The 22,141-nt window shown below is 69.1% G+C and carries 26 protein-coding genes; 12 read left to right on the top strand and 14 right to left on the bottom strand.

What is annotated here, in order from left to right:
• Nucleotide 1: 1 nt before the first annotated feature.
• The 6 genes from ACFWW9_RS39285 to ACFWW9_RS39260 form a co-directional block, all read right to left on the bottom strand.
• The gene (locus ACFWW9_RS39285; RefSeq protein ID WP_390387652.1) at nucleotides 2-223 is read right to left on the bottom strand and encodes a hypothetical protein; all 222 of its coding nucleotides are present in this window, start codon (nucleotides 221-223) and stop codon (nucleotides 2-4) included.
• Nucleotides 224-952 carry a TIGR03557 family F420-dependent LLM class oxidoreductase gene (locus ACFWW9_RS39280; protein WP_390387650.1) on the bottom strand — a complete coding sequence of 243 codons (729 nt, stop codon included), beginning with the start codon at nucleotides 950-952 and terminating at the stop codon, nucleotides 224-226.
• 608 nt (nucleotides 953-1,560) lie between these two features.
• A complete protein-coding gene (locus tag ACFWW9_RS39275) occupies nucleotides 1,561-1,716 on the bottom strand; it encodes a hypothetical protein (protein ID WP_390387649.1) in 156 nt (51 codons plus the stop codon).
• A 492-nt stretch (nucleotides 1,717-2,208) separates the two neighbouring features.
• Entirely contained in the window at nucleotides 2,209-2,481 is a 273-nt protein-coding gene (locus ACFWW9_RS39270) for a PH domain-containing protein (protein ID WP_390387647.1), read from the bottom strand.
• Between the two features lie 357 nt (nucleotides 2,482-2,838).
• Complete coding sequence (locus ACFWW9_RS39265; RefSeq protein WP_390387656.1) at nucleotides 2,839-2,958, bottom strand: hypothetical protein; 120 nt, start codon at nucleotides 2,956-2,958, stop codon at nucleotides 2,839-2,841.
• Nucleotides 2,946-3,848, bottom strand: a complete 903-nt coding sequence (locus ACFWW9_RS39260; protein ID WP_390387658.1) for a hypothetical protein — start codon at nucleotides 3,846-3,848, stop codon at nucleotides 2,946-2,948. The genes ACFWW9_RS39265 and ACFWW9_RS39260 overlap by 13 nt, the downstream gene beginning before the upstream one ends.
• A gap of 25 nt (nucleotides 3,849-3,873) precedes the next feature.
• On the opposite strand from ACFWW9_RS39260, the gene ACFWW9_RS39255 reads away from it, so the two are divergent.
• Together ACFWW9_RS39255 and ACFWW9_RS39250 are read left to right on the top strand one after the other, a co-directional pair.
• Nucleotides 3,874-4,233 carry a hypothetical protein gene (locus tag ACFWW9_RS39255; protein ID WP_390387657.1) on the top strand — a complete coding sequence of 120 codons (360 nt, stop codon included), beginning with the start codon at nucleotides 3,874-3,876 and terminating at the stop codon, nucleotides 4,231-4,233.
• Between the two features lie 10 nt (nucleotides 4,234-4,243).
• Nucleotides 4,244-4,519, top strand: coding sequence for a site-specific integrase (locus ACFWW9_RS39250; RefSeq protein ID WP_390387654.1), 276 nt, complete (start codon nucleotides 4,244-4,246; stop codon nucleotides 4,517-4,519).
• Here ACFWW9_RS39250 and ACFWW9_RS39245 read toward each other — a convergent pair.
• Nucleotides 4,509-5,960, bottom strand: coding sequence for a peptidoglycan DD-metalloendopeptidase family protein (locus tag ACFWW9_RS39245; protein WP_390387646.1), 1,452 nt, complete (start codon nucleotides 5,958-5,960; stop codon nucleotides 4,509-4,511). The genes ACFWW9_RS39250 and ACFWW9_RS39245 overlap by 11 nt on opposite strands.
• Before the next feature lie 426 nt (nucleotides 5,961-6,386).
• On the opposite strand from ACFWW9_RS39245, the gene ACFWW9_RS39240 reads away from it, so the two are divergent.
• The 4 genes from ACFWW9_RS39240 to ACFWW9_RS39225 all read left to right on the top strand — a co-directional run bounded on the left by ACFWW9_RS39240 (nucleotide 6,387) and on the right by ACFWW9_RS39225 (nucleotide 9,359).
• Nucleotides 6,387-7,085, top strand: a complete 699-nt coding sequence (locus tag ACFWW9_RS39240; RefSeq protein ID WP_390387644.1) for a DUF2750 domain-containing protein — start codon at nucleotides 6,387-6,389, stop codon at nucleotides 7,083-7,085.
• A gap of 54 nt (nucleotides 7,086-7,139) precedes the next feature.
• Nucleotides 7,140-7,400, top strand: coding sequence for a hypothetical protein (locus ACFWW9_RS39235; protein WP_390387642.1), 261 nt, complete (start codon nucleotides 7,140-7,142; stop codon nucleotides 7,398-7,400).
• A 176-nt stretch (nucleotides 7,401-7,576) separates the two neighbouring features.
• On the top strand, nucleotides 7,577-7,807 hold the full coding sequence (locus tag ACFWW9_RS39230) for a hypothetical protein (protein ID WP_390387640.1): 231 nt from the start codon (nucleotides 7,577-7,579) through the stop codon (nucleotides 7,805-7,807).
• 202 nt (nucleotides 7,808-8,009) lie between these two features.
• Complete coding sequence (locus ACFWW9_RS39225) at nucleotides 8,010-9,359, top strand: PP2C family protein-serine/threonine phosphatase (protein ID WP_390387639.1); 1,350 nt, start codon at nucleotides 8,010-8,012, stop codon at nucleotides 9,357-9,359.
• Here ACFWW9_RS39225 and ACFWW9_RS39220 read toward each other — a convergent pair.
• Nucleotides 9,333-10,016, bottom strand: a complete 684-nt coding sequence (locus ACFWW9_RS39220; RefSeq protein WP_390387638.1) for a hypothetical protein — start codon at nucleotides 10,014-10,016, stop codon at nucleotides 9,333-9,335. The genes ACFWW9_RS39225 and ACFWW9_RS39220 overlap by 27 nt on opposite strands.
• Before the next feature lie 98 nt (nucleotides 10,017-10,114).
• Between ACFWW9_RS39220 and ACFWW9_RS39215 the strand changes: the two genes are divergently transcribed.
• Nucleotides 10,115-10,666, top strand: a complete 552-nt coding sequence (locus tag ACFWW9_RS39215; protein WP_390387637.1) for a hypothetical protein — start codon at nucleotides 10,115-10,117, stop codon at nucleotides 10,664-10,666.
• Between the two features lie 28 nt (nucleotides 10,667-10,694).
• On the opposite strand, the gene trxA is transcribed toward ACFWW9_RS39215, so the two are convergent.
• Complete coding sequence (gene trxA / locus ACFWW9_RS39210) at nucleotides 10,695-11,024, bottom strand: thioredoxin (protein WP_390387636.1); 330 nt, start codon at nucleotides 11,022-11,024, stop codon at nucleotides 10,695-10,697.
• Nucleotides 11,025-11,213: 189 nt separating this feature from the next.
• On the opposite strand from trxA, the gene ACFWW9_RS39205 reads away from it, so the two are divergent.
• Entirely contained in the window at nucleotides 11,214-12,935 is a 1,722-nt protein-coding gene (locus tag ACFWW9_RS39205; RefSeq protein ID WP_390387634.1) for a cytochrome c biogenesis protein CcdA, read from the top strand.
• Nucleotides 12,936-13,005: 70 nt separating this feature from the next.
• Here the strand turns inward: ACFWW9_RS39205 and ACFWW9_RS39200 are convergent, their stop codons facing one another.
• From ACFWW9_RS39200 to ACFWW9_RS39180, 5 genes are all read right to left on the bottom strand, one after another.
• A complete protein-coding gene (locus ACFWW9_RS39200) occupies nucleotides 13,006-13,464 on the bottom strand; it encodes a hypothetical protein (RefSeq protein WP_390387633.1) in 459 nt (152 codons plus the stop codon).
• A gap of 66 nt (nucleotides 13,465-13,530) precedes the next feature.
• Nucleotides 13,531-16,209, bottom strand: a complete 2,679-nt coding sequence (locus ACFWW9_RS39195) for a molybdopterin-dependent oxidoreductase (protein WP_390387632.1) — start codon at nucleotides 16,207-16,209, stop codon at nucleotides 13,531-13,533.
• On the bottom strand, nucleotides 16,206-16,991 hold the full coding sequence (locus tag ACFWW9_RS39190; protein ID WP_390387630.1) for an FAD binding domain-containing protein: 786 nt from the start codon (nucleotides 16,989-16,991) through the stop codon (nucleotides 16,206-16,208). Before ACFWW9_RS39190 ends, ACFWW9_RS39195 begins: the two co-directional genes overlap by 4 nt.
• Before the next feature lie 377 nt (nucleotides 16,992-17,368).
• A complete protein-coding gene (locus ACFWW9_RS39185; protein ID WP_390387629.1) occupies nucleotides 17,369-17,710 on the bottom strand; it encodes a sporulation protein in 342 nt (113 codons plus the stop codon).
• Between the two features lie 105 nt (nucleotides 17,711-17,815).
• Entirely contained in the window at nucleotides 17,816-18,214 is a 399-nt protein-coding gene (locus ACFWW9_RS39180; RefSeq protein ID WP_390387627.1) for a VOC family protein, read from the bottom strand.
• A 91-nt stretch (nucleotides 18,215-18,305) separates the two neighbouring features.
• On the opposite strand from ACFWW9_RS39180, the gene ACFWW9_RS39175 reads away from it, so the two are divergent.
• From ACFWW9_RS39175 to ACFWW9_RS39160, 4 genes are all read left to right on the top strand, one after another.
• Nucleotides 18,306-19,286: a helix-turn-helix transcriptional regulator gene (locus tag ACFWW9_RS39175; RefSeq protein WP_390387626.1), complete on the top strand. Its 981-nt coding sequence runs from the start codon at nucleotides 18,306-18,308 to the stop codon at nucleotides 19,284-19,286.
• 41 nt (nucleotides 19,287-19,327) lie between these two features.
• Complete coding sequence (locus ACFWW9_RS39170) at nucleotides 19,328-20,776, top strand: cryptochrome/photolyase family protein (RefSeq protein WP_390387625.1); 1,449 nt, start codon at nucleotides 19,328-19,330, stop codon at nucleotides 20,774-20,776.
• A 91-nt stretch (nucleotides 20,777-20,867) separates the two neighbouring features.
• Nucleotides 20,868-21,617 carry a glycoside hydrolase gene (locus tag ACFWW9_RS39165; RefSeq protein WP_390387623.1) on the top strand — a complete coding sequence of 250 codons (750 nt, stop codon included), beginning with the start codon at nucleotides 20,868-20,870 and terminating at the stop codon, nucleotides 21,615-21,617.
• 89 nt (nucleotides 21,618-21,706) lie between these two features.
• The gene (locus tag ACFWW9_RS39160) at nucleotides 21,707-22,099 is read left to right on the top strand and encodes a DUF5709 domain-containing protein (RefSeq protein ID WP_390387622.1); all 393 of its coding nucleotides are present in this window, start codon (nucleotides 21,707-21,709) and stop codon (nucleotides 22,097-22,099) included.
• Nucleotides 22,100-22,141: the final 42 nt, after the last annotated feature.

The following is a 22,141-nucleotide window of genomic DNA, read 5'->3' as shown; positions in this document are numbered from 1 at the left end:
ATCATCGCAGGTGCGGGGCGACGTCCCGCTGCCAGAACTCGAAGAACGCCTCCTGATCAGGGCCGATCTGCTGCACGTACACCTCGTCGTAGCCCGCGTCCACGTACTCGCGGACGCTCTCGAGGTAGCGCTTCGGATCCGGCCCGGTCGGCAGCGCGTCGGCCACCATCTGCTCGGTGACCAGGCTCGACGCCTGCTCGAAGTGCCGCGGCGTCGGCAGCACCTAGGCGAGTTCGCCGGGCAGGTGCTCGTTGGGCCACACCCGCAACGCCGTCTCCACGCCCTGCGCCTCGGTCGCGGCGTGGCAGACCTTGAACCCGCCCTGGGCAGGCCCCTTGCCACCGGCTTCGCGGTACTGCTCGATCAGGTCGCCGTCGGGCTTGGTGCTGCACAGCCCGTCCCCGATCCGAGCGGCCACCTCGGCAGCCTTCGGCCCGAACGCCGAGACGTAGATCGGCACCGGCTGTTCCGGCAGCGTGTAGATCCGCGCGTTCTCCACGGTGTAGTGCTTGCCGTGGTGGTCGACCTCGTTGCCGGTGTGCAGCGCCCGAATGACCTCGACGGCCTCCTCCAGCATCTCCAGCCGCACCGGCGCGGGCGGCCACGCGTCACCGAAGATGTGCTCGTTGAGCGCCTCGCCGGAGCCGACGCCGAGGGTGAACCGCCCTTCGCACTGAACCGCCGCCGTGGCAGCGGCCTGGGCGATGATCGCGGGGTGGATCCGCACGGTCGGACAGGTCACCGCGGTCGTGATCGGCAGCCGCGTCGCCTCCGACAGCGCGCCGATCACCGACCACACGAACGGGCTCTGCCCCTGCTCACCGTTCCACGGGTGGAAGTGGTCGGAGATCCACAACCGCTCGAACCCGGCTTCCTCCGCCCACTTCGCCTGGCGGACCAGCTCACGCGGCCTGAACTCCTCGCTGGACAGGAAGTACCCGATGCTGACCATAGTGGACGGTTACCCCGTCGTCCGAGGACGAATCCCCGCTTCGCATCCGGTCAGATGCGCGACTGGCGGAGCCGGACTCCCACGAGCGCCAGTTCGCGCGAATCACGTGGTCGCGGTGCCGCGGACACTGGTCGGCCGTGGTCGCCTAAACGGACGTCACCCCCAGCACCGCGACCACGAACAACGCCCCGCACCTGATGCAGGAGCGCGAAGGCACCCCTGCGACCTGCGAACTCCCCTACCCCGTTGCGCGGAGACGAACGCCCCACGCGGACGGTTCGAACCCTCACAGCCCCGCGACAATCCACAAGTATCTGATCGAGTGACCACACGTCCTCGACGCGCGGTCACTCGATGACTTGCCGTGACTTCAGATGAATGCGACAGAGCACGCCCGACAAGTCCTGGTACCGGGCAGGTGACCGACCTGGGCACGCCGAGTTCGTGTGCGTCGTCGGAGACGGTGTACCCCTCACAGGCGAGCAGGAGGACCGGCTTCGGACTCCAACGTCCGGCTCGTTCGCCACCAGATCGACCCGTTCGGGTGAGTGGTGATCCGCTGTTCCGGCCACCGAACACGCTTGAGGGGTAGTTCGATCAGGTAATCGTCAAGACCAGGCGTCCTCACTACCGTCCGCGACAGGTGCAGGCGGTGCCACGGACGTGGACAGGCGGCCGCAGTGGTCGACCCAGTACAGCAGGAGATCAAGCGACTCCGACGCGGTGAGCGCCACTTCGTCGAGCCTGCTTCCTTGGTGCGCCATCGGGTCACCAGGTCGACGTGGTCGTAGACCACGGTCAAGCAGTCGATCTCGGTGTGGACGACCGACGGCAGCCTGCGGAACTCGAGGTGTACCCCGCCTTCACCAAACCTGCCGAGACTAACGCTGCGGGGGACGTTCCTGAGCGAGAACACGTACGTGAACAGCAGACTCCTTGCCACACAAAAATCCTACGGTCGGGAGCTCCTCGCCATACGAACGTCGGCCTTCCCGGTGACGTCGGTCATGCTCGGCTCGGCCGGACCGCTGAGCACGGGCGGCAATCAGGTGCTCGACCGTAGTGCTCGGAGTTCGGTGTCGGCTTCGGCGTGCGCTGTTGGCGCAGCAGGTAGGCGGGCCGCCACGAGGGTGCCACGGCGATCGCAGGAGATGAGATGTCACATCCCCAACCCGTGGTCCGCCGTGCGCGCGGGTCGATGTCCACTCCTGCCGATACGCGGAGTCGGACCGCCATCCTTGGGGCCTGGCTGACGACTAGCCAGCCTGTTGTTCTTGTGCCGCAAGGCGAGCGTTGACTGCCTCAACGAGCGCCTTCGCGTGCGGCTCGTCAGCGGAGGCCCACCCACGCATCGCGTCGCACGGCACAACCCGGCCGTCGGTCATCAGGAACGACACGCGCTGAATGCGGCCCGACTCACGGTCGATGCCCCTGATCTCGTCCCACGGCAGGAACCGGTCACGCCACGAGTTGCGCACGAGCACGCCATCCGGCCTCAGGACCACCGCCAGCCGCCAGGTCTGGAACACCAGCCCCACCATCAGACCGCCGAGCAACCCTGTGAGAACGTCGCGGGTCAGCCCGTCCGCGACTCGGCTATCCGGAAGGCCAGGACGAAGTACGCGACCACCGCGATGATCACGGCGGTGACGCGGGCCGATGGCCTGCGAAAAGTAGTGTTCCCCATGCGCCCAAGCTAACCCGGTGCGTGCCCGGCCGACCTGGAAACGACGAAAGTCCTCACGGCGAGGGGGGACGGGTGACGGGCGACCTCGTCCCGACATACCTGCCTCGCTTGGGAACGCCCCGTTTCCTGTGATGCACTGGAAGTGCGGTCGTGAAAGTGATCGACGGGCCAAGTTCGTGGCAACCGGGAGGGCACAGCTTCAGATCGACTTTGCTTTGCCCAGGTTTGATCGGATTGTTCTGGTTGTGGGGTGACCAGAACCCAGCACTCGCTCGCGGTCAGCGAGGGTCGCCTCGAACAACGGGATCAGCCGACCCAGATCACCCGCCGACTCGTAGACGCCTGCCAGATTGTGCCGCGAGGACAGTGTGTCCGGATGGTCGGAGCCCTCGAGTCGTCGTCTGCGGTCAGGGTGATCATGCTGTAGGCGGCCAACCGGCCCGGCGCCTCGAACAACTCTGATTCCGGGGCCAACTCGCCCAGTAGCACCCTGGGGATCCCGCCCGGCGCGTACCACGCCAACTGCGGCAGTACCCTCCCTGCCGCAGGAGTGTTCGCCAGGCGATCGAGGGTGACGTGCCAGACCCTCGCCATTGCGCGTTGCGCGTCACCGCCCTCCGCTATCGCGGCGAACATCCGCGCCGGAAACCGCGCTAGCAGATCGAGGTAGGCCGTGGGGGTGACGCAGTTCTGAGCGAGATAGGCACCCGTCTGCTCCACTGCCAACGGCAACCATCCCAATTCCGCACACAATCGGTCCCCACCGTCCAGGTCGGCCTCCGGCCACTCCGACCGCACCAACCGTGTCAGCAACTCCACCGCCTCGCGCTCGGACAGCACATCCAGCGGTACTGTCTCCAGCGTCCGCCAGCCCAGGCGTTGACGACTGGTGCTCACCACGGTGCCTGTCCGCACCCGACCCAACAACCCTGCCACATCCCCAGGACTGGTCACATTGTCCAGCACCAGCAGCCAGTCATCCTGGGTCGACAGCCACCGCACACCCAGTTTCACACATTGCTTGGACGGCAGCATCGCCGCCTCTGGCGCCAACGCGGCGGCCAACTCCCCCACTCCCGCCTCGACCGCCGCTCGCGAATCCGCGGTCACCCACCACACCGGTGAAAACCGCCCGGCGTGCAACTCGGCGAACCGGGCAACCAAGGTGCTTTTGCCGACCCCACCCAAGCGGTGCACCGCCACCACCACCGCACGACCACCCGACCCGGCCACTATGGGCTCCAACCGCGTCATCGGTACTCGGCTCGCTCACCTGCGGTTCGAAGCCGTACTCGACGCCGCGCGGGAATCGGACAACCCCTTCGACCTCGCTCTGGTCGCGATGCTCGGCTTGCTTGGACTCCGAGTCTTGGAGGCAGGTCAGGCGGATGTGGAGGACGTCGGTGAGGAACACGGGCACCGCGTCTTGTTGGTCCACGGCAAAGGCGGCAAGGAGGTGCTTGTCCCGCTGCCCCCTGCGGTCGGACGAGCAGCGAACCAGGCCGTCGCCGACCGGATGGCAGGCCCGTACTGCTCAACCGGCGACGGCGCCGGATGGACCGGCACTGCGCTGTCGCCTGCACCGCTTGGCTGAGTCCGCCATCGTGCGGCTACCGAACCTGCACCCGCATCTGCTGCGGCACAACTACGTCACCACCGTGCTCGACGCCGGGGTCGACCTCCGCGACGTCCAGATCGCCGCACGCCACGCCGACCCCAGAACAACCATGCGCTACGACCGCGCCCGAAAAACTTCGACCGCCACCCCAACTACATCCTCGCCGCCTACATGGCCTCAGCCACCTGACCCACCACACGGTCATGCCGACGAGCGGGTGTCAGCCGATGGATGCCCTCTCCACCAAAGCGTCACCCGGTAGCGTGGAGTTGATTGCTCAGCGTCCAGGGGTCGACATCGACAAAAGGTTGCGGCCCCGCCGGGCCCCAACTCGGCAGATAGGCAGTGGCTCCGCCTTGGACGACATACACCTTGCCTGTCGTGTAGTCGCGGACGTAGGTGCCGTCCGACGGGTAGCCGCGGAGGTCGTGCGTGATCCCCCAGTTGTCGACATTGATCCAGGAGGTGTACGGAACGTTCGCCAGGCTCGCAATGCCCAACGCCGCACCACCGGCGACCACGTGGATGCCCCCGCCGAGGTAATCACGGACTACCGTGCCGTCCGTCGGGTACCGGCGTAGCTGGTTCGCGAGCACCCAATGATCGACGTAGGCCAGCGATGTGATCGAGGGGATGTTGTCGAAGCTCACCACGGTCATCGGTGCGCCACCGGCGATCAGGTACACCGTGCCGGTGCTGTGGTCCACGATCGCGGAGCCGTCGGTCGGGTACTGCCGCAACTGATGCGTGATCGCCCACCCGTCGACATTCGTCCAGCTGGTGTACGGGATGTTGGCCAGACTCGTCACCGCCATCGCCGCACCGCCACTCACCACGTAGATGCTCCCCGTCGGGTAATCGCGGATGACGGTGCCGTCGCCCGGCTGCGAACGGAGTTGCGCTACTGCCGAGCCGTCGATGTCGACCCAACTCGTGTTGGGTATGTTGGCCAGGCTCGTCACCGCGAATCCGAATCCACCAGCCACGACGTAGATCGTGCCCGTGCCGTAGTTCCTGATCGCTGTGCCATCGGCAGGGTATCGGGGCATTGCGTCGATCTGCGTCTGAGTGAAGGTGCCGTTGATCGCGTGGGGTCCGCCGACCGCCCCCCAACCCGACACGTACATCGGCGACCCACCCGCCATGACGTATACGCGCCCGGTGTCGCTGGCGACGATGTACGAGCCGTTTGACGCAGAGGTACCGTCACAGGCCTGACCGGTGAACGATGTCCCGCTCCACGTTCCGTTGTTGTAGCCGTTGGGGCCACTCGCCGCCAGATCAGGCGCACCGCAGATGCGCGTGCCGTGAGCCGAGTCGAACGGGATTCCCGCATCGCCGTAGCATCCCGGCGACGACCACATCTGGAAGTGGATGTGGGCGACGCCAGCGTTGCCCCTTGCTCCGGGTTGAGCGACGGTTCCGACCGACTGGCCGGCCGTGACCGTACCGCTGGTGACGGAACTGTCGATGTGGGTCAGGGTGTAGCTGCCGCCACCACTCTTGTTGACACACAGGTTCCCATAGGCCGCCTGGTAGTAGGCGACAGTCCCACCCGCGGGTGCGCGAACGTTCCTGCCCGACGCCGAGCTGTTACATCCCGCACCGGTCAGGTCGATACCGTAGTTCGACGTGCCGGTGTGGGACGCGTATCCGTACCCGCGGCAGATGGTCCACGTCTGCCCGATGTCGAAGGGCGCCATGATACTTCCTGGCGCGGCGAACGCGGGCACGGCCAAGGCAGTCAACCCGCCACACGTCAGACCGACAACGAGAGCGAGGTCGCGAAAACGCGAAAGTCCTTGTCTGACAAGCCTCAAAGTTCTCACCATTCACCTTGGTCGGGATCGCAGCTCGATCACACGCTTCACGATGGACCTCAGGTGCACGATCACGGAGGCAGCGCAGACACTTCACCGCCTCTGCGAGCACCTCGTTGTCGGCAAGTTCAACTCGTCGAACCAGGCGACACAACGCACAACTGCGGATCTACCTGACTGAAAGCACTCCCATGCCGCTGGTCGTACCTGTCATGAACGGACCGAGCAAGCCGACTCGGCGGAGTTCGTCGCTGCCGGCCGGTTAGGCTTCCCCGTCGACACCCGCGAGCGACGAGGAGCACGGACCCGATGACCACGATTCCTCCGCTGTCGGAGGACGAGGCTCAGCGCTTGTGGGCGGGCAGCCGATCCGAGCGTGACGAGTACTTCTTCAGCGCCGTCGCCGTCAGTTCAACGGTGTGGGCGTGGGACTTCGAGACCGGGTTGCTGGAGATCGACGACCAGGACAACGCCTTAGTTCCGCTGTGGCCACACCCCCGACTGGCCGAGATGGCGGCCGAGGCGATGGGGTTCGAGGACGCGGGCCCGGCGACCCCGGTCGAGGTCGACGTGCTGCTGGACGAGGTGTACGAGAACTTCCACCGGGAAGGACACGAGATCGCCGTCCTGCCCACCAACGGCCAGTTCACCACCATCCACTCCCTCGAACGATTCCGCGTGAAGGTCTTCGAAGCCCGACTGCACACCGCAGGGCTGACGGACGAGGCCGCCCGCACGCGCCGGGACGAGTTCTACGCGGACCGGAAGCGGCGCGCGGACCAACGGCTCGACCTGAGTCGGGACGACCGCCGCGCCTTGGTGGCACACCTGCGGGAACGCTTGGCGGACAAGGAATGCGACCACCGGTTCGCCTTCCCCGCCACCCGCGAGTGGATCGAAGCCCAAGGCCTGTCGTGGGCACTGGTGTCCCGGTCCGCGGTGAAGGTGTTGTGCTCGTGCGATTGCGAGGCGCTCGAACACTTCCAGGAAACCACCACCGCTCGGTGACCTCCCGAGTCGCGCACGGGCCACTCGTTCGCAGTCCACCGGAAGGCGTCCACCATGACCGACTCCGACATGTCCGCGTTGCGGGAACTCGCCGACAACGGCGACGAGGACGCGCTGGACGAACTCGTCCAACTCGCGGGCGAACTCGGTGACATGGCCGAACTGCGACGGCTCGCCGACCAGGGCAACCCCACGGCCGCCGACCAGTTGATCGAGCTCGCGACCGAACGGGAAGACCTGGAGGAGCTGCGGCGCTTGGCCGACCAGGGAAACGTCACCGCCGCCGAGCAACTCGAGGAACTCACCTCCGAGTGACGCCCAGGAGCAGGATGGGATCGTCGGCGGGAATGTGAGTATCCGAAAATCCCGACTGCTGCGCCATTCTACCCGCCCGTGGAGGATTCGTGTCGGAATTCATTTCATCGGAGACTGCGGCAAATCAGAACAGTCCGTGGGCGGACCACCCCGAGGTCCGACTCCATCTTCGGTTCATGACCAAGCAGCATGTCGGTCATGTGGAACTTTTGCGGAGGTTGTGGGAAAACCCCATCAGCGACCTCGGCGACGAAGACGAGGAGCGGGTGGAGTTTCTCAACCAGATCGCCGGGGCGTACGGCTACGTCGACCTCATCGTGATCGATGAGGGAACCTATTCTCTTGAGCCGAACGCGAAGGAACAGCTGACGGTCGTTCTCTCCGGAAGCTACCGGGGTGGCGTGTAGCAGCTTGGGAACGCACTCCTCGGCACCGTTGCCCGTCTGCCTCACTGAGCCCAGGGGCCACTGTGGTGAGCGGACTCGCCACTTTCCCACCAGGGCTGGGTCGTCGCGGCGGGCGCGATTAGGGTCATCTGGTGTTCCCCACCCTGCGTTTCCCACATCCAGCTCTCCCGGCCCGCGGTGGCTCGGTCGAGGTGCGGTCGCCGTGACCACGGTGATCTACCCGGCAGGGCTACGTGCGGACGGGCTGCCCGCGGCTCTGTCGGACCCCGTCCGGCTCACCCACCTGCGTGCCACCGGACTGCTGGGCACCGGACCGGAGGCCGCGTTCGACGACCTGGTCGGCTTGGCCGCCGGTCTGACCGGATGCGCGCGGGCCTTCGTCACCCTGGTCGACGACACGACGTCGTTCTGGAAGTCCTGCCTCGGCGTGGACGCCACCGCGCCCGAGGATCGGCAGAAGCCCGTCGGGGAGAGCTTCTGCACGTACGTGATCGGGTTGGCCGACCGGTTCGCCGTGGTCGACGCCGCGCGTGACCCGCGCACGCGCGACCACCCCTCGGTCGGACCGATGCGGATCGGCGCTTGGGCCGGGCATCCGATCCTGTCCACCGGCGGGGAGGTGCTGGGCAGCCTCTGCGTCATCGACGAGGACCCGCACGACTGGACGCCGAGCGAGTTGGCGACGTTGGAAACGCTGGCCCGATCGGTGAGCAACGAGATCAACCTGCGGCGGAGCCTGGTCGTCGCGCAGGCCTCGCAGCGGGCGTCCACCGAGCTGGCTCGCAGCCTGCAGGAGAGCCTGCTGCCACCGGTGCTCGCCACCGTGCCCGGCATCCAGGCCGCCGCGTCCTACCTGCCTGCGGGCGGCAACTCGGTGTTGGGCGACTTCTACGACCTGTTCCACGCCAAGGGCGCGTGGTGGTCCGCCGTGCTCGGCGACGTGTGCGGCAAGGGCGTGGAAGCCGCGAAGGTCACGGCGCTGGCCCGTTACACCGTGCGCGCCGACACCGGCCACCACCTCTCCCCCGCCGCCGTGCTGCGGCGGTTGAACACCGCGATGCTCGACCAGCCCGGCCCGCGGCGGTTCCTCACCGCGGTGCAGGCCACGTTCCGCGTCACCGACACCGGAGTGGCCGGGCGCCTCTGCCTCGGAGGCCATCTGCCGGGGTTGATCCGCCGTGCGAATGGGCGCGTGCAGCAGATCGGCGTCGCCGGCTCGCTGTTGGGCATCCTGGACGGGGTCGACCTCACCGACGTGAGGTTCCGGCTCGGACCCGGTGACGCGATGCTGCTCTACACCGACGGCGCCACCGAGTGCCGTGCTCCCGCGACCGCCACGTCGCCCGCGGGCCCGTTCTTCGAGGAGGAAGGGCTGGCCGCGGCATTGGCCGAGTGCGCCACCCTGAGCGCGCAGCAGATCGTCGACCACCTCGGACAGGTGCTGTCCGCCCACAGCAGGGGGTCGGCCAGTGACGACACCGCCCTGCTCGCGCTGAAAGTCCCGGCACGCCCTCCCGCGGATCGGTCAGGCTCGCCGAGCGGGAAAGGGTAGGACCTTCGCGAGGGTGGGCGGCGACAACCTGGTCAGCGCCGTGCGGGAGGCCAGTTCACGACCGTTCCCGCCGTGGAACAGGACGCGATCCGGGTCGGGTTCGACGAGAACCAGCAGGGTGCGGGTCCGGTCGACGAGGTGCGACACCACCGCGGGCAGATCCGAGGGCGCGACGACAGCGTGCAGGCCTGCCAGGACGAGCACCGGCACCGCTCGCACGAGAAGCAGGTCGCACACCCACTCGGTGGGATTCCGACCACGGGGAACAGGTGCTCCCAGAGCCTCGGCCAGCGCCGAGGTCACCTCGTCGGCTCGCAGACCGCTCGGCGGCGACCACCACACCGGGCGCTGCCGAGCGACGTCCTCCCAGCGTGCGACCTTCCTCCAGCCCGTCTTCGGGTCGCGAGCGTCGGGAAGTCCAGGCAGGCGCCCGGTGTGCTGCCAGTACGTCCGCACCGCCGCCGCCACCGTCCACGACAGGTCCGGCTCCTGTCCCGCGACGGCAACCGCCACCCGGCCCTGACCGTGGCGGACCACCATCTCCCGACTCAGCCCGAACACCACGTGGTCATCCAGGTCCACGGGGCGAGGGAAGTCGACGGGGGCGTCCAGGTACGTCGTCCACCGGTCAGGGGCGGCCCACGGCAGGGTGTCCATGACAGGGTGTTCGCAGCGGCGCCCCTGACCGGATCAACCAGGCGCGGGCACACATCCGCTCCTGGCGACCGCGGGACGTCGGTCCTAGGTTGGAGCGCATGAAGTCGCAGCTCTCGTCAGCCCGCCTCCGCGTGTCCGTGCTCCTCACCGTGGTCGCCGCGATCGTCGCACTCCCCGTCGCGGGTTCCGCCGCACCCGCCGAACCGGTGTCCGCGCAAGCGACGACCACCGCACCGGTCGCGGTGGGCGGCGCGGTCGGAAACCCGTTGTCGCTGGACGGTCAAGCGCTCCGCCGTTTTCCGGCGCAGCACGCCTGGGTGCGGTTCGAGTCCGGTCAGGGCACGCAGCACCACTCGTACCGGGGTGCGCTGCTGATCGACGTGCTGAACGCCGCTCGGCCGTCGTTCGACCCCGCGGTGAAGAACGACAAGCTGCGCTTCGCGGTGCTCGCGGCGGCCACGGACGGCTACCAGGCGGTCGTGTCGTGGGGTGAGATCGACGCCGAGTTCGCGGGCACGAAGGTGCTGGTGGCCTACGAGGAAGACCGCAAGCCGTTGACGCGTCCGCGCCTCGTCGTCCCCGGAGACGTCAAGGGCGGGCGGTACGTCTCGGACGTGGAGTCGCTGACGGTGGTCGATCTGGGCCGCTGACCCAGTTGTCGGCCACGGCCGCCGCTGGTCAGGCGAGCACCTCGGACAGGTCGTTCAGCAGGGCGGCCTTCGTCTTCGCGCCGACGAACTGCTTCACCGGCTTGCCACCCTGGAAGAGGATCATGGTCGGGATCGACATGATCTGGTAGTCCCCCGCGATGCCGGGGTTGGCGTCGATGTCGACCTTCGCGACGGTGATCTTCTCGGGGTGCTCGGCGGCGATCTCCTCCAGCACCGGGGCCACCTTCTTGCACGGGCCGCACCAGGTCGCCCAGAAGTCGACCAACACCGGCTTCTCGCTCGCCAAGACGTCCTCGGTGAAGCTCTTGTCGGTCACGACCACCGTGCTGCCTGCCATGTCACCACTCCTGAATCGGGCCAAAAACCAGAGCTTCCACCTGGACGTTCGCAGCAGACCGTTGATCGGATCGATCCGCAGACACGGTGAACCGAAAACTCATGATCCGCGAATGCCACTTGAATGCCGCGCTGAACCCGCATCTGCGGAACCGCGGCCAATCTGGAGGTGCTCCCGGTGCTGACACTCGTGCTCATCGGCCTGCTCGGTGGCCTGATCACCGGGATCTCGCCGTGCATCCTGCCCGTGCTGCCGGTCGTCTTCTTCGCAGGCGGCAGCAAAACCACCAGCAACGAACCAGACGAGCCACCAGACGGCGCCGTCGCGGTCAAAACCAAACACAAAACCAGCAAACGACCGTATGCGGTGATCGCCGGGCTCGTGTTGAGCTTCGTGATCTTCACCCTGCTGGGCTCGCTGCTCATCAACGCACTCGGCCTGCCCAACACGATCCTGCGCAACGTCGGCGTCGTCGTGCTGATCCTCGTCGGCCTCGGACTCATCTTCCCCAAACTCGAGGAACTCCTGGAAAAGCCCTTCGCGTTCCTGCCCCAACGACAGGTCAACCCCAACAGCGGCGGCTTCGTCCTCGGCCTCGGCCTGGGCTTGCTCTACGTCCCCTGCGCCGGACCCGTACTCGCCGCCATCACCGTCGCCAGCGCCACCGGCAACATCGGCTGGGACACCATCGCCCTCACCATCTCCTTCGCCATCGGCGCAGCACTCCCCCTGCTGCTGTTCGCGTTGGCGGGCCGCCGGGTGAGTGAGCGGATCAGCTGGGTGCGCCGCAACCAGACCACCGTCCGCCGCGTCGGCGGCGTGGTCATGGTCCTGTTGGCGTTCGCGTTGTTCTTCAACGTCACCGACCTGATCCAGCGCGCCGTCCCGAACTACACACAATCGTTGCAGGACAAGGTGGAGAACAACCAGGCCTTCCAGCCCGCACTGTCCGGGCTGACCAACAAGGAGAACTCCGCACTCTCCAACTGCACCACCAACCAAGCCTCGCAGTTGCAGGACTGCGGGCCGGCGCCGGAGTTCAAGAACATCCAGCAGTGGTTCAACTCCCCCGGCACCACCATCGCCCAACTCAAAGGCAAAGTCACCCTGGTCGACTTCTGGGCCTACGCCTGCGTCAACTGCCAGCGCACCCTTCCGCACATCACCGACTGGGACCGCACCTACCGCGACGCCGGACTGCAGGTCATCGGCATCCACACCCCCGAGTTCACCTTCGAACGCGACGCCGACAACGTCGCCGACGCGATCACCAAGGAGAACATCCAGTACCCCGTGGGCCTGGACAACCAGACCAGCACCTTCACCCAATACCGCAACCGCTACTGGCCCGCCCGCTACCTCATCGACGCCACCGGCACCGTCCGCAACATCAAACTCGGCGAAGGCGAATACGACCGCACCGAAGGCTTCATCCGCACCCTGCTCACCGAAGCCAACCCCTCGGTCAAGCTCCCGCCCTCCACCACCCTGGCCGACACCACCCCGGACGCCGCGGGCATGACGTCGGAGACCTACCTGGGCGCCAACGACATCGAGAAGGCCCTAGTCGGCGGGACCGTCGAGGACGACCAGCCGAAGGCGTACTCGTTCCCGACGTCGCTCCCGGACGACAAGCTCGCACTCAACGGCATGTGGGCGGTCGACTACGAGAAAGCCACTCCTGCCGAGGGGTCGTCGATGCGTCTGAACTACCAGGCCCGCACCCTCAACCTCGTGCTGTCAGGTCAGGGAGCGGTCAAGGTCAGCGTGAACGGGGGCCCGACCAAGAGCGTCACGATCTCGGGCACACCCAACCTGTACACGCTCGTCACCGAGACCGACCAGAAGCGGCAGACCGTGGAACTGACGTTCAGCGGCAGCGTCCAGGCCTACGACTTCACCTTCGGCTAAGAAGCGCGCAAGACGACAGGCCCGCGGCGCACCGCCGGATCGAGGAACCGGTGCGCCGCGGGCCTTGGTGTCAGGTCGTGACGCAGTGGCAGTCGCCGGAGAGGTGGGCGATGGTGCCCTCGGTCTCCGGCATCCGGCTGTACTTCGTGCCGTCGTCGAACTGCACGTAGATGACGTCGAGCGGGTCCACCGCGAGGACCAGGCCCTTGGTGGCGTGGCGGGTGGTGGTGAGCGGGTCGGGTGCGCTGAACACGACCACCCGGTCGCCTGGGCGGAAGTGGTTCCACTCCCAGCCGTTGAGGTCGTACCAGGTGCCGGTGAACGCCCGCGACACCATCGACACCGGCACGTCGATCGCCGACGCGACCCGGCACACCAGGTCCACCTCGGCCGGTTCGGTCGGCTGGTCGGGTGCGGTCGAGTCGAGCCAGCGCGCCAGGCGTGACACGCCGGCAGAGGCCTCGATGGACCGCGTGGACCGTCCCGGTTGGTGCAGGTCCAGCAGCGCGGCGACCCTGGTTGGGCGCATCGTCGACCCCCGCTCGTCGAGGTCCAGTATTCCTCAGATGCGGCGCGAACGGGTCTTGTGTTCCGCTTACGCGGTTCGTGCCTCCTCCAGCGCGAGCCACACCCGGTCGGCGGTCAGCGGCAGCTCGGTGAACCGGACGCCGGTGGCGGCGCGCAGGGCGTTGGTCAACGCGGGCGCGACCGGGTTGAACGGGCTCTCGCTCATCGACTTCGCCCCCAGCGGGCCGATCGCGTCGGTGGTCTCCATGAACCGCACCTCGGTGCGCGGCACGTCGGCGAACGCGGGCAGCCGGTACTGGCGGAACGCCGCCGTGGTCACCTCGCCCCGCTCGTCCACCCGGACGTTCTCGTACAGGGCCGCCCCGAGCGCCTGCGCGATGCCGCCCTCGACTTGGCCGCGGCACTGCATCGGGTTCATCACCTCACCCGCGTCGGCCGCGTGGACGCTGCGCAGGATCCGGATCTCCCCGGTGCCGGGGTGCACCGCGACACGGAACCACTGGGCGTTGAACGCCACCGATCGCGGCGTGCCGTCGAAGTGGCCGTCGGCCGTGAGCGCCAGCCCGACCGCCGCCGCGGCTTGGTGGAGTTCCTTGAGGAGCACCCGACGCCCGTCGCACTCCACGGCGTCCTCCACCAACCGGCACGCCGACCGCTCCAGTCCGATGTGGACGGTGGCGAAGTCGAGGATGTTCTCCGCCAACGCTTTCGCCGCGCGGAGAACGGCCTTGCCCGCCACGACCGTGCCGGTCGAGCCGAACGCGCCGGTGTCGTGCCGCACGACGTCCGTGTCCGACTGCCGCACAGCGAACCGCGCGGCGGTGGTCCCCAGCTCCCCCGCGGCGATCTGCCGGTGCACGGTGGTGGTGCCGTTGCCGAACTCCGCCGTGCCCACCGCCAGGTCGAACGTGCCGTCGGGCAGCAGGCTCACGGCGGCGTCGGCGAAGTGGCCGCGCGGCGGGGCGGTCGCGATCATCGCCAGCGCCGACCCCTCGCCCACCAGCCAGTCCTCCGACGGGGGCGCGAAGGGCTCGGCCCTGGCCTCGCGGATCACGTCGAGGCACTGGTCGAGGCCGTAGCTGGCGATGCGCAGTTCCTCCTCCTCGCCGTGGGCGGTGATCATCGGGTCGTCCGGGCCGATCACGTTGCGCTCCCGCACCACCAGCGGGTCGAGGCCGAGCAGGTGCGCCAGCTCGTCGAGCACCGACTCGACCGCGAACACCACCTGCCCGAGCCCGTAGCCGCGGAACGCTCCCGCCGGGACGGTGTTGGTGTAGACGGAGAACCCGTCGACCTTCTTGTTCGGGCACCGGTACACGGCCACGGACTCCGCGCAGCCGTGGAACAGCACGCCCGGCCCGTGGTTGCCGTACGCGCCGGTGTTCGAGACCACCCGCAGCTCCAACGCCGTCAGCGTGCCGTCGTGCGTGGCCCCGGCCTTGGCGTGGATCGTGAACGGGTGCCGGGTCGTGGCCCCGAAGAACTGCTCAGCGCGGGTGTACTCCAGCTTCACCGGCCGCCGCAGCCGCAGCGCGGCGAGCACCACGACGTCCTCGACCAGCATCTCCTGCTTGCCGCCGAACCCGCCGCCGACCCGGCCCGCGACCACCCGGATCCGGTCCTGGGGCAGGTCGAACAGCGCGCACAACGCCCGCCGCGTGAGGAACGGCGTCTGGGTGCTGGACCGCACCACCAGCCGGTCCGTGTCGTCCTCGAACCACGCGACCGCGCCGTGCGTCTCCAGGCTCGCGTGCTGCACCCGCTGCGTCCGGAAGGTGTTCTCGTACACCGCGTCCGCCAGCGCGAACCCCACCTCGACGTCGCCGACCTCACCGTGCAGCTCGGCCACCACGTTGCCCGCCGGGTGGACGGCAGGAGCGCCGGGGCGCAGCGCGTCCTCGGGGTCGACCACCGCGGGCAGCACGTCGTAGGCGACGACGATCCGCCGGCACCCCTCCTCGGCGGCGGCCTCGGTGTCGGCGACCACGGCCGCGACCCGCTGCCCGACGTGCCGGACCACGTCGTCGAACACCCGCGTGTCGGCGGGGTCGTCCTCCACGATCTCGTGCTGGGCGGTGGAGAACCGCCGCTCCGGCGCGTCCTCGTGGGTCAGCACCAGGTGCACGCCGGGCACCGCGAGCGCGGCGGAGGTGTCGATCGCGGTGATCCGGGCGTGCGCGTGCGGCGAGCGCAGCAGCTTGAGGTGCAGCACCCCCGGAACGTCGAGGTCGAACGTGTACCGCGCGGTCCCGGTGACCACCTCCGGACCCGCCGGAGCGGGCAGGTTGCGGCCGACGGCCCGACCGGCCGCCGGGTCCTCGACGTGCTTGACCCCGCGCACGGCGTCCTCGATCGCCCGGTACCCGGTGCAGCGGCACAGGTTCCCCTTGAACGCGCGGGGCAGGTCGTCCACCTCGTCGAGCGCGACCGTCGTCATCAGGAACCCGGCCGTGCAGAACCCGCACTGGAACCCCTGGGCGTCCAGGAACCGCTGCTGCACCGGGTGCAGCTCACCGTCCTTCGCCAGCCCTTCGACGGTCGTGACCCGCCGGCCCTCGGCGCGCACGGCCGGGTAGAGGCAGCTGTGCACGGGCACGCCGTCCACGTGCACCGTGCACGCCCCGCAGTCCCCCGCGTCGCACCCCTTCTTGACCCCGAACATCCCCCGCTCCCGCAGGTACGTGCGCAGGCACTGCCCCGGCCGCGGCTCGGCGTCGACCGGCTGCTCGTTGACGTGGAGCCTCATCCGCCCACCAGCTCGCGCCGGATCTCCTCGGCCAGCCGCAAGGTCATGTGCCGCCGCCACGCGGGCAGCCCGTGGATGTCGTCGAACCACACCGCGACCCGGTCGATCTCCGCACGCAGGTCTTCCTCCGACGGCGTCTCGGCGAACACGAGGTGGACCGGCCGCGTGGTCGACGCCGTGACGGTGACCGTGAACTCCGCGCCCGCGGTCCCGATCACCAGCGCGCCGGACCTCCCGAGCCCGTACAGCGAGACCTGCCGGAACGCCGTGCGCCGGGTCAGCGCCTTGGCGGGCAGCGTGATCGACCGCAGCAACTCCCCCTCGGCCAGGACGTGCTCCCCAGGCCCGACGACGAAGTCCCGCACCAGGGCCCGCCGTTCCGTCCCGTCCTGGGCCACGAGCAGGCAACTCCCGTCCAGCGCGGCCGTCAACGAGATCATCGGCCCGGCGGGCAGCGCGTTGCACAGGTTCCCGCCGACCGTGGCCAGGTTCCACACCTTGAACGACGCCAGGAACGCCCGACAGCACTGGACGACCAGCTCCGACACCGCGCACTCGAACCGCGCCAACTCCACGACCGTGCAGGTGGCGGCGATCTCCACCGACCCGTCCCCGTGGACCTGGACCGGCGTCCACCCCGTGCGGCTCAGGTCGACCAGCCTGCGCAGCCCCGGCTGCGGCTCGGAGAACAGGTACGTGCCACCCGCCAACCACGCGTCACCGGGCAGCCACGGCCGCCGCTCCCGCGCGTCCAGCACCTCGGTCACGGTGTTCAGGTCCACGATGCCCACCCTTCCTGCTCGACACCATCGAACAAGACCCGCGTTAAACGCACGAGTGGACAGGGCTACAGAGATGTTCCCCGTTCACCTCCCGCGTTTGGAGAATCGCCCAGGGACGAGCACCCACCGGTGAGCAGGCCTGGAGTCGCGCGTCCCGGCACGCGCCCGGACGCGCGACTCCCCACCGTCGACCTACGAGGCCTCGACCAGCGGCTGCGCCCGGCGCTCGACGTGACCTCGTGGGCCACGGTCGCCAGTGCGGCATCCGCTTGGTCCAGCGGGTACGGCTGGGTGGACACGTGGAGGCGGTGGGTCGCGGCGAAGGTTCGCCGGGCGCGGGATCGGGGAACGCCGAAAGACCCCCGCGGATCACCCGGTCACCGGTGGTCGGCCTTCGCTCTGGCGATCTGAACGCGGGTGACCAGGAACGCGATGGCGACGACGGCGAGTCCGGTCAACGCTCGGTTCACGTCGACCGCCGGACGCCACGACACCTGCCCGCCGGAGATCACGTAGGCGCCGACCGGCCTGCCGGACACGCCGAACCCACCGCCCTCACCTTCCTTGCCCTTCTCGCCCCTGCCCGTGCCCACTCCCCCACCACCGCCGATCACGGCCGCGGTGATCACGGTCGTGCCGTTCTGCTCGTAGGGCTCCGAGTACACCCGCCGCACGGTGATCACGTCGCGGGCCTTCTCCACCAGTTCCTCGATCTTCACGCCGACCAGTTCCCTTCCGCGGGCTCGATCCGGACTCCCAGGATCCCGCTCATCGAGCCTCCCCGGCAGGGCGATTGGTCCGTGCTCCGGGGGGCTGGTGGATCGTCAGCGGGTGAACTTCTTGATCGCCTCCGGGGTTACCGGGGTGAAGAAGTTGATCAGGTTGCCGTCCGGGTCGCGGAAGAGGAGGGCTCGGTTGCCCCAGGGCATTGTGGTGGGTTCGGTGACGAAGGTGTCGACGACGGTCGTGAGGTTGCGGTGCACGCTGTCCACGTCGTCGACGAGAAACTCGATGATGACGCTGCGATTCTCGGCGGGGACTGCCGAGTCGGGGGCGAACAGGGGGACGGTGCGGGTGCTCGCGATGGCGAGGGTGGCCGTCGTTGTCGTGATTTCGGCGAAGTCGTCGTTCGCCCAGGTCGCCTTGACCCCGGTGACGCGCTCGTAGAACGCGACGAGGCGGGCGACGTCGGCGGTGATGACGCGGATCGAAACGAAGTTCACTGGTCCACTCCTGCTGTATCGGTGCTGGTAGGACCACGTTAGGACGAATACCGGGCAGTATCCGCCCGGTATTGGCGCGATACTTCCGGGTGTGTCGAAACCCGTCGCGCGTGTGCTCGCCCTGCTCGAACTCCTCCAGTCGGGCGGGGTCCGGACGGTGGCCGAGCTCGCCGATCGGCTCGGTGTGGACGAGCGCACGGTGCGGCGGTACGTCGACCACCTCGTCGACGTCGACGTGCCCGTCGAGTCGGTGCGCGGCCGTTACGGCGGCTACCGGCTGGCCCCCGGCTACCGGATGCCGCCGCTGATGTTGAGCGACGACGAGGCGCTCGCCGTGCTGCTCGGCCTGGTCGCGGGGCGGCGGGCGGGGTTGACGGCGGCGGTCGGCACGGCGAGCGGGACGGCTACGGCGAAGATCCGGCGGGTGCTGCCCGAACGGCTCCGCGGCAGGCTCGACGCCGTGCTCGGCACCCTCGCCTTCTCCGCGCCCGCCGACGAGCCGCCCGCGCCGGACAGCGCGGTCCTGCTCGCGATCGCCGACGCGGTGCGCCACCACCGGCCGGTCTCGATCCGCTACACCGCCGCCGACGGCCGTCGCAGCGACCGCGTGCTGCACCCGTACGGGCTCGTCGCCCACTCGGGCCGGTGGTACGCGACGGGTGTCGACGCGGGGATCGGCGAGGACCGGACGTTCCGGCTGGACCGGATCTCGGGCGCGCGGACGCTGCCCGGCTCGTTCGAGCCGCCCGACGGGATCGACCCGGTGGAGCGCGTCCTGACCGGGCTCGCCACCGCCCCGCACCGGCACGAGGTGACCCTGCTGGTCCAGGGGACCGCCGAGCAGATCCACGCCCGCCTGCCCGCGAGCGTCGCGGTGGTGGAGGGCCGGGCGGACGGCTGGTCCCGCGTCGACCTGCGCGTGGAACGCCTCGACTGGCTGCCCGCCGCGCTCGCGGCGCTGGACCTGCCGTTCGCCGTCGAACGACCGGCCGAGCTGCGCGACCTCGTCGTGGCGCTCGCCGACCGGCTCACGACGTCCGCCCGTCGTGCGAGCGGACGACACCCGCTCTAGCGTCGAGCCGTGATCGACAACGTCCTGCGGCGCGCCGCCCGGTGACCGCGCTGCTGCTGTTCGGCGACCAGCTCGGCCCGCACTTCCGCACCGAGCACACCGGCGAGGTCCTGCTCGTCGAGTCCGCCGCGGCCTTGCGGCGCAAGCCGTACCACCGGCAGAAGCTGCACCTCGTGCTGTCCGGCATCCGGCACCTCGCCGCCGACCTCGGCGACCGCGCGACCGTGCTCCGCACCGAGACGTACGCGGACGCGGTGCGCGAGTTCGGCCGTCCCCTGGTGGCCTACCAGCCGGGGTCCCGCGCCGCGGAGGCGCTGCTGCGGCGGCTCGGCGTCGAGGTGCTGCCCACGCCCGCGTTCGCGTTGCCGCGCCAGGAGTTCACCGACTGGGCGGCGGACCGCACGACGTTCCGGATGGAGGACTTCTACCGCGAGCAGCGCCGCCGGTTCGGCGTGCTGCTCGACGGAGGCGACCCGGTCGGCGGCCGGTGGAACCACGACGCGGACAACCGCGAGCCGCCGCCGAAACGGGCGAAGCTCGACGTCCCCCGACCGTGGTGGCCGGAGGAGGACGACGTCGACGCCGGGGTCCGCGCCGACCTGGACGCGATGGACCTGCCGACGGTGGGCGTGGACGGGCCGCGCTGGTTCGCCATCACGCGCGCGGAGGCCCTCGCCGCGCTCGACGTGTTCGTGCGCGACCGGCTGCCGCACTTCGGGCCGCACGAGGACGCCGTGCTCACCCGCGACCCGACGATGGCCCACTCGCTGCTATCCGTGCCGCTCAACCACGGCCTGCTGCACCCGCTGGAGGTCGTCCGCGCGGCCGAGGACGCCTACCGCGCGGGCGATGCCCCGTTGGCGAGCGTCGAGGGCTTCGTGCGGCAGGTGTTGGGGTGGCGCGAGTACGTGTGGCACCTCTACTGGCACCTCGGGCCGGAATACTTGCGGCACAACGAGTTCCGCGCCACGACGCCGCTGCCGGACTGGTGGCGGACGCTGAGCCCGGCACTGGTGCGGGCCGCCTGCGTGCGGACGGCGTTGGAGGGCGTCCGCGACCACGGGTGGGTGCACCACATCCAGCGGCTGATGGTGCTCGGCAACCACGCGCTGCAACGCGGCTACGACCCGGTCGCGCTCAACGACTGGTTCACCACGTCCTTCGTCGACGGCTTCCCGTGGGTCATGCCGGTGAACGTCGTGGGCATGAGCCAGCACGCCGACGGCGGCCTCATCGCGACCAAGCCCTACCTCAGCGGCGGCGCGTACCTCGACCGGATGACCGACCACTGCCGGGGCTGCTGGTTCGACCCGAGGAAGCGGACCGGCGAGCGGGCGTGCCCGTTCACCGCGGGGTACTGGGCGTGGATCGACCGGCACTCCGAGCGGCTGCGCCACAACCACCGGATGGTCCGCCCCGTGCAGGGGTTGGGCCGTCTGGCGGACCTGGACGAGGTGCGTGCTCGCGAACCGCATCGGGACGTCTTCTAGCCGATCGGCGGGCGGGATCACCGCGAGTTACCCTGGGAACGCTCCCATAACCCTTTCGCTTCCGTCGCCGCGGATCTTCGGAAGGACTTCGATGCGAAGCACCACGCGGGCCCTCGCGTTGGCCTGCCTGCTCGTCGCGGGCACGGTCGTCGGCGCCGCCGGGCAGGCACAGGCCGACGTGACGCTGTGCGACCAGTACGGGTCGACCACCATCCAGGGGCGCTACGTCGTCCAGAACAACCGGTGGGGCACGTCGGCGACCCAGTGCCTCAACGTCACCTCGACCGGGTTCCGGATCACCACGCAGCAGGGCTCGGCCCCGACCAACGGCGCGCCCGTGTCGTACCCGTCGGTGTTCCTGGGCTGCCACTACGGCAACTGCTCGCCGGGCTCGACCCTGCCGATGCAGGTCAGCCGGATCCGCTCCGCCACCTCCTCCATCACCTACCGGTACACAGGCGGGACGTACGACGCGGCCTACGACATCTGGCTCGACCCCACGCCCAAGACCACCGGCGTGAACCAGGTGGAGATCATGATCTGGTTCAACCGCCAGGGCTCGATCCAGCCCATCGGCGGCGTCGTCGGCACCACCAGCGTCGGTGGCCGCTCCTGGCAGGTGTGGCGAGGCAGCAACGGCTCCAACGACGTGATCTCCTACGTCGCCCCGTCGGCCATCTCGTCGTGGTCGTTCAGCGTGCTCGACTTCGTCAACGACGTCCGCGCCCGCGGCGCGATCACGACGTCGTGGTACCTGACGAGCATCCAGGCCGGTTTCGAACCGTGGAACGGCGGTGTCGGCCTGGCGGTCGACAACTTCTCGGCCTCCGTCACCAGCTAGGGGGCACCTGTGGGCCACGGCCACCAGCGCGGGTGGCCGTGCCCGCCCGCACCGGGCGGCGTAGGGTCTTGATCTCTAAGGAGGTCGACATGCGCGACGACATCGACAGCGAGTCGGACCAGCTGGAACCCGAGGACACGCTGCTGGACCGCGGCGTCGGGGACGTGCTGGACGAGGGCTACTCGCCCGCCGAGAAGCCGTCCAGCTTCTACGACGGGCACGAGTCGCTCGACGGCAGGTTGGCCCGCGAGGTCCCGGACCAGGACGCCTCCACCCTCGGCGACGACATCGGCGACGCGTCCGACACGGACGGCGAGCAGTACGACGACGAGGTCGGCACGGAGCGCGCGGGCAGGCTCGTCCTGGCCGACGAGGACGGGAAGGGCGACTCGTACCTGTTCGCCCAGGACGTCGGCATCGACGGGTCCGCGGCGTCCGCCGAGGAAGCCGCCGTGCACGAGGTCACGGACGACTGGCGCTGACACGCCCGTCCACAGTGGACGCGCGTCGAGCGTTGCGCGACA

Origin of the sequence: Umezawaea sp. NPDC059074 (genome assembly GCF_042738955.1) — a bacterium.
Lineage (GTDB): Bacteria > Actinomycetota > Actinomycetes > Mycobacteriales > Pseudonocardiaceae > Umezawaea.
Note: the sequence above shows the minus strand (reverse complement) of the source record. Positions and strands in the feature narration are given on the sequence as shown.

Bases quoted from the DNA above. Each gene is read 5' to 3' on its own strand.
- ACFWW9_RS39230 (WP_390387640.1), top strand. From the start codon at position 7,577: ATGACCAAGCAGCATGTCGGTCATGTGGAACTTTTGCGGAGGTTGTGG.
- ACFWW9_RS39220 (WP_390387638.1), bottom strand. From the start codon at position 10,016: ATGGACACCCTGCCGTGGGCCGCCCCTGACCGGTGGACGACGTACCTG.
- ACFWW9_RS39255 (WP_390387657.1), top strand. From the start codon at position 3,874: ATGGGCTCCAACCGCGTCATCGGTACTCGGCTCGCTCACCTGCGGTTC.
- ACFWW9_RS39160 (WP_390387622.1), top strand. From the start codon at position 21,707: ATGCGCGACGACATCGACAGCGAGTCGGACCAGCTGGAACCCGAGGAC.
- ACFWW9_RS39240 (WP_390387644.1), top strand. From the start codon at position 6,387: ATGACCACGATTCCTCCGCTGTCGGAGGACGAGGCTCAGCGCTTGTGG.
- ACFWW9_RS39165 (WP_390387623.1), top strand. From the start codon at position 20,868: ATGCGAAGCACCACGCGGGCCCTCGCGTTGGCCTGCCTGCTCGTCGCG.
- ACFWW9_RS39195 (WP_390387632.1), bottom strand. From the start codon at position 16,209: ATGAGGCTCCACGTCAACGAGCAGCCGGTCGACGCCGAGCCGCGGCCG.
- ACFWW9_RS39200 (WP_390387633.1), bottom strand. From the start codon at position 13,464: ATGCGCCCAACCAGGGTCGCCGCGCTGCTGGACCTGCACCAACCGGGA.
- ACFWW9_RS39280 (WP_390387650.1), bottom strand. From the start codon at position 952: ATGGTCAGCATCGGGTACTTCCTGTCCAGCGAGGAGTTCAGGCCGCGT.
- ACFWW9_RS39235 (WP_390387642.1), top strand. From the start codon at position 7,140: ATGACCGACTCCGACATGTCCGCGTTGCGGGAACTCGCCGACAACGGC.
- ACFWW9_RS39275 (WP_390387649.1), bottom strand. From the start codon at position 1,716: ATGGCGCACCAAGGAAGCAGGCTCGACGAAGTGGCGCTCACCGCGTCG.
- trxA (WP_390387636.1), bottom strand. From the start codon at position 11,024: ATGGCAGGCAGCACGGTGGTCGTGACCGACAAGAGCTTCACCGAGGAC.
- ACFWW9_RS39215 (WP_390387637.1), top strand. From the start codon at position 10,115: ATGAAGTCGCAGCTCTCGTCAGCCCGCCTCCGCGTGTCCGTGCTCCTC.
- ACFWW9_RS39245 (WP_390387646.1), bottom strand. From the start codon at position 5,960: ATGGCGCCCTTCGACATCGGGCAGACGTGGACCATCTGCCGCGGGTAC.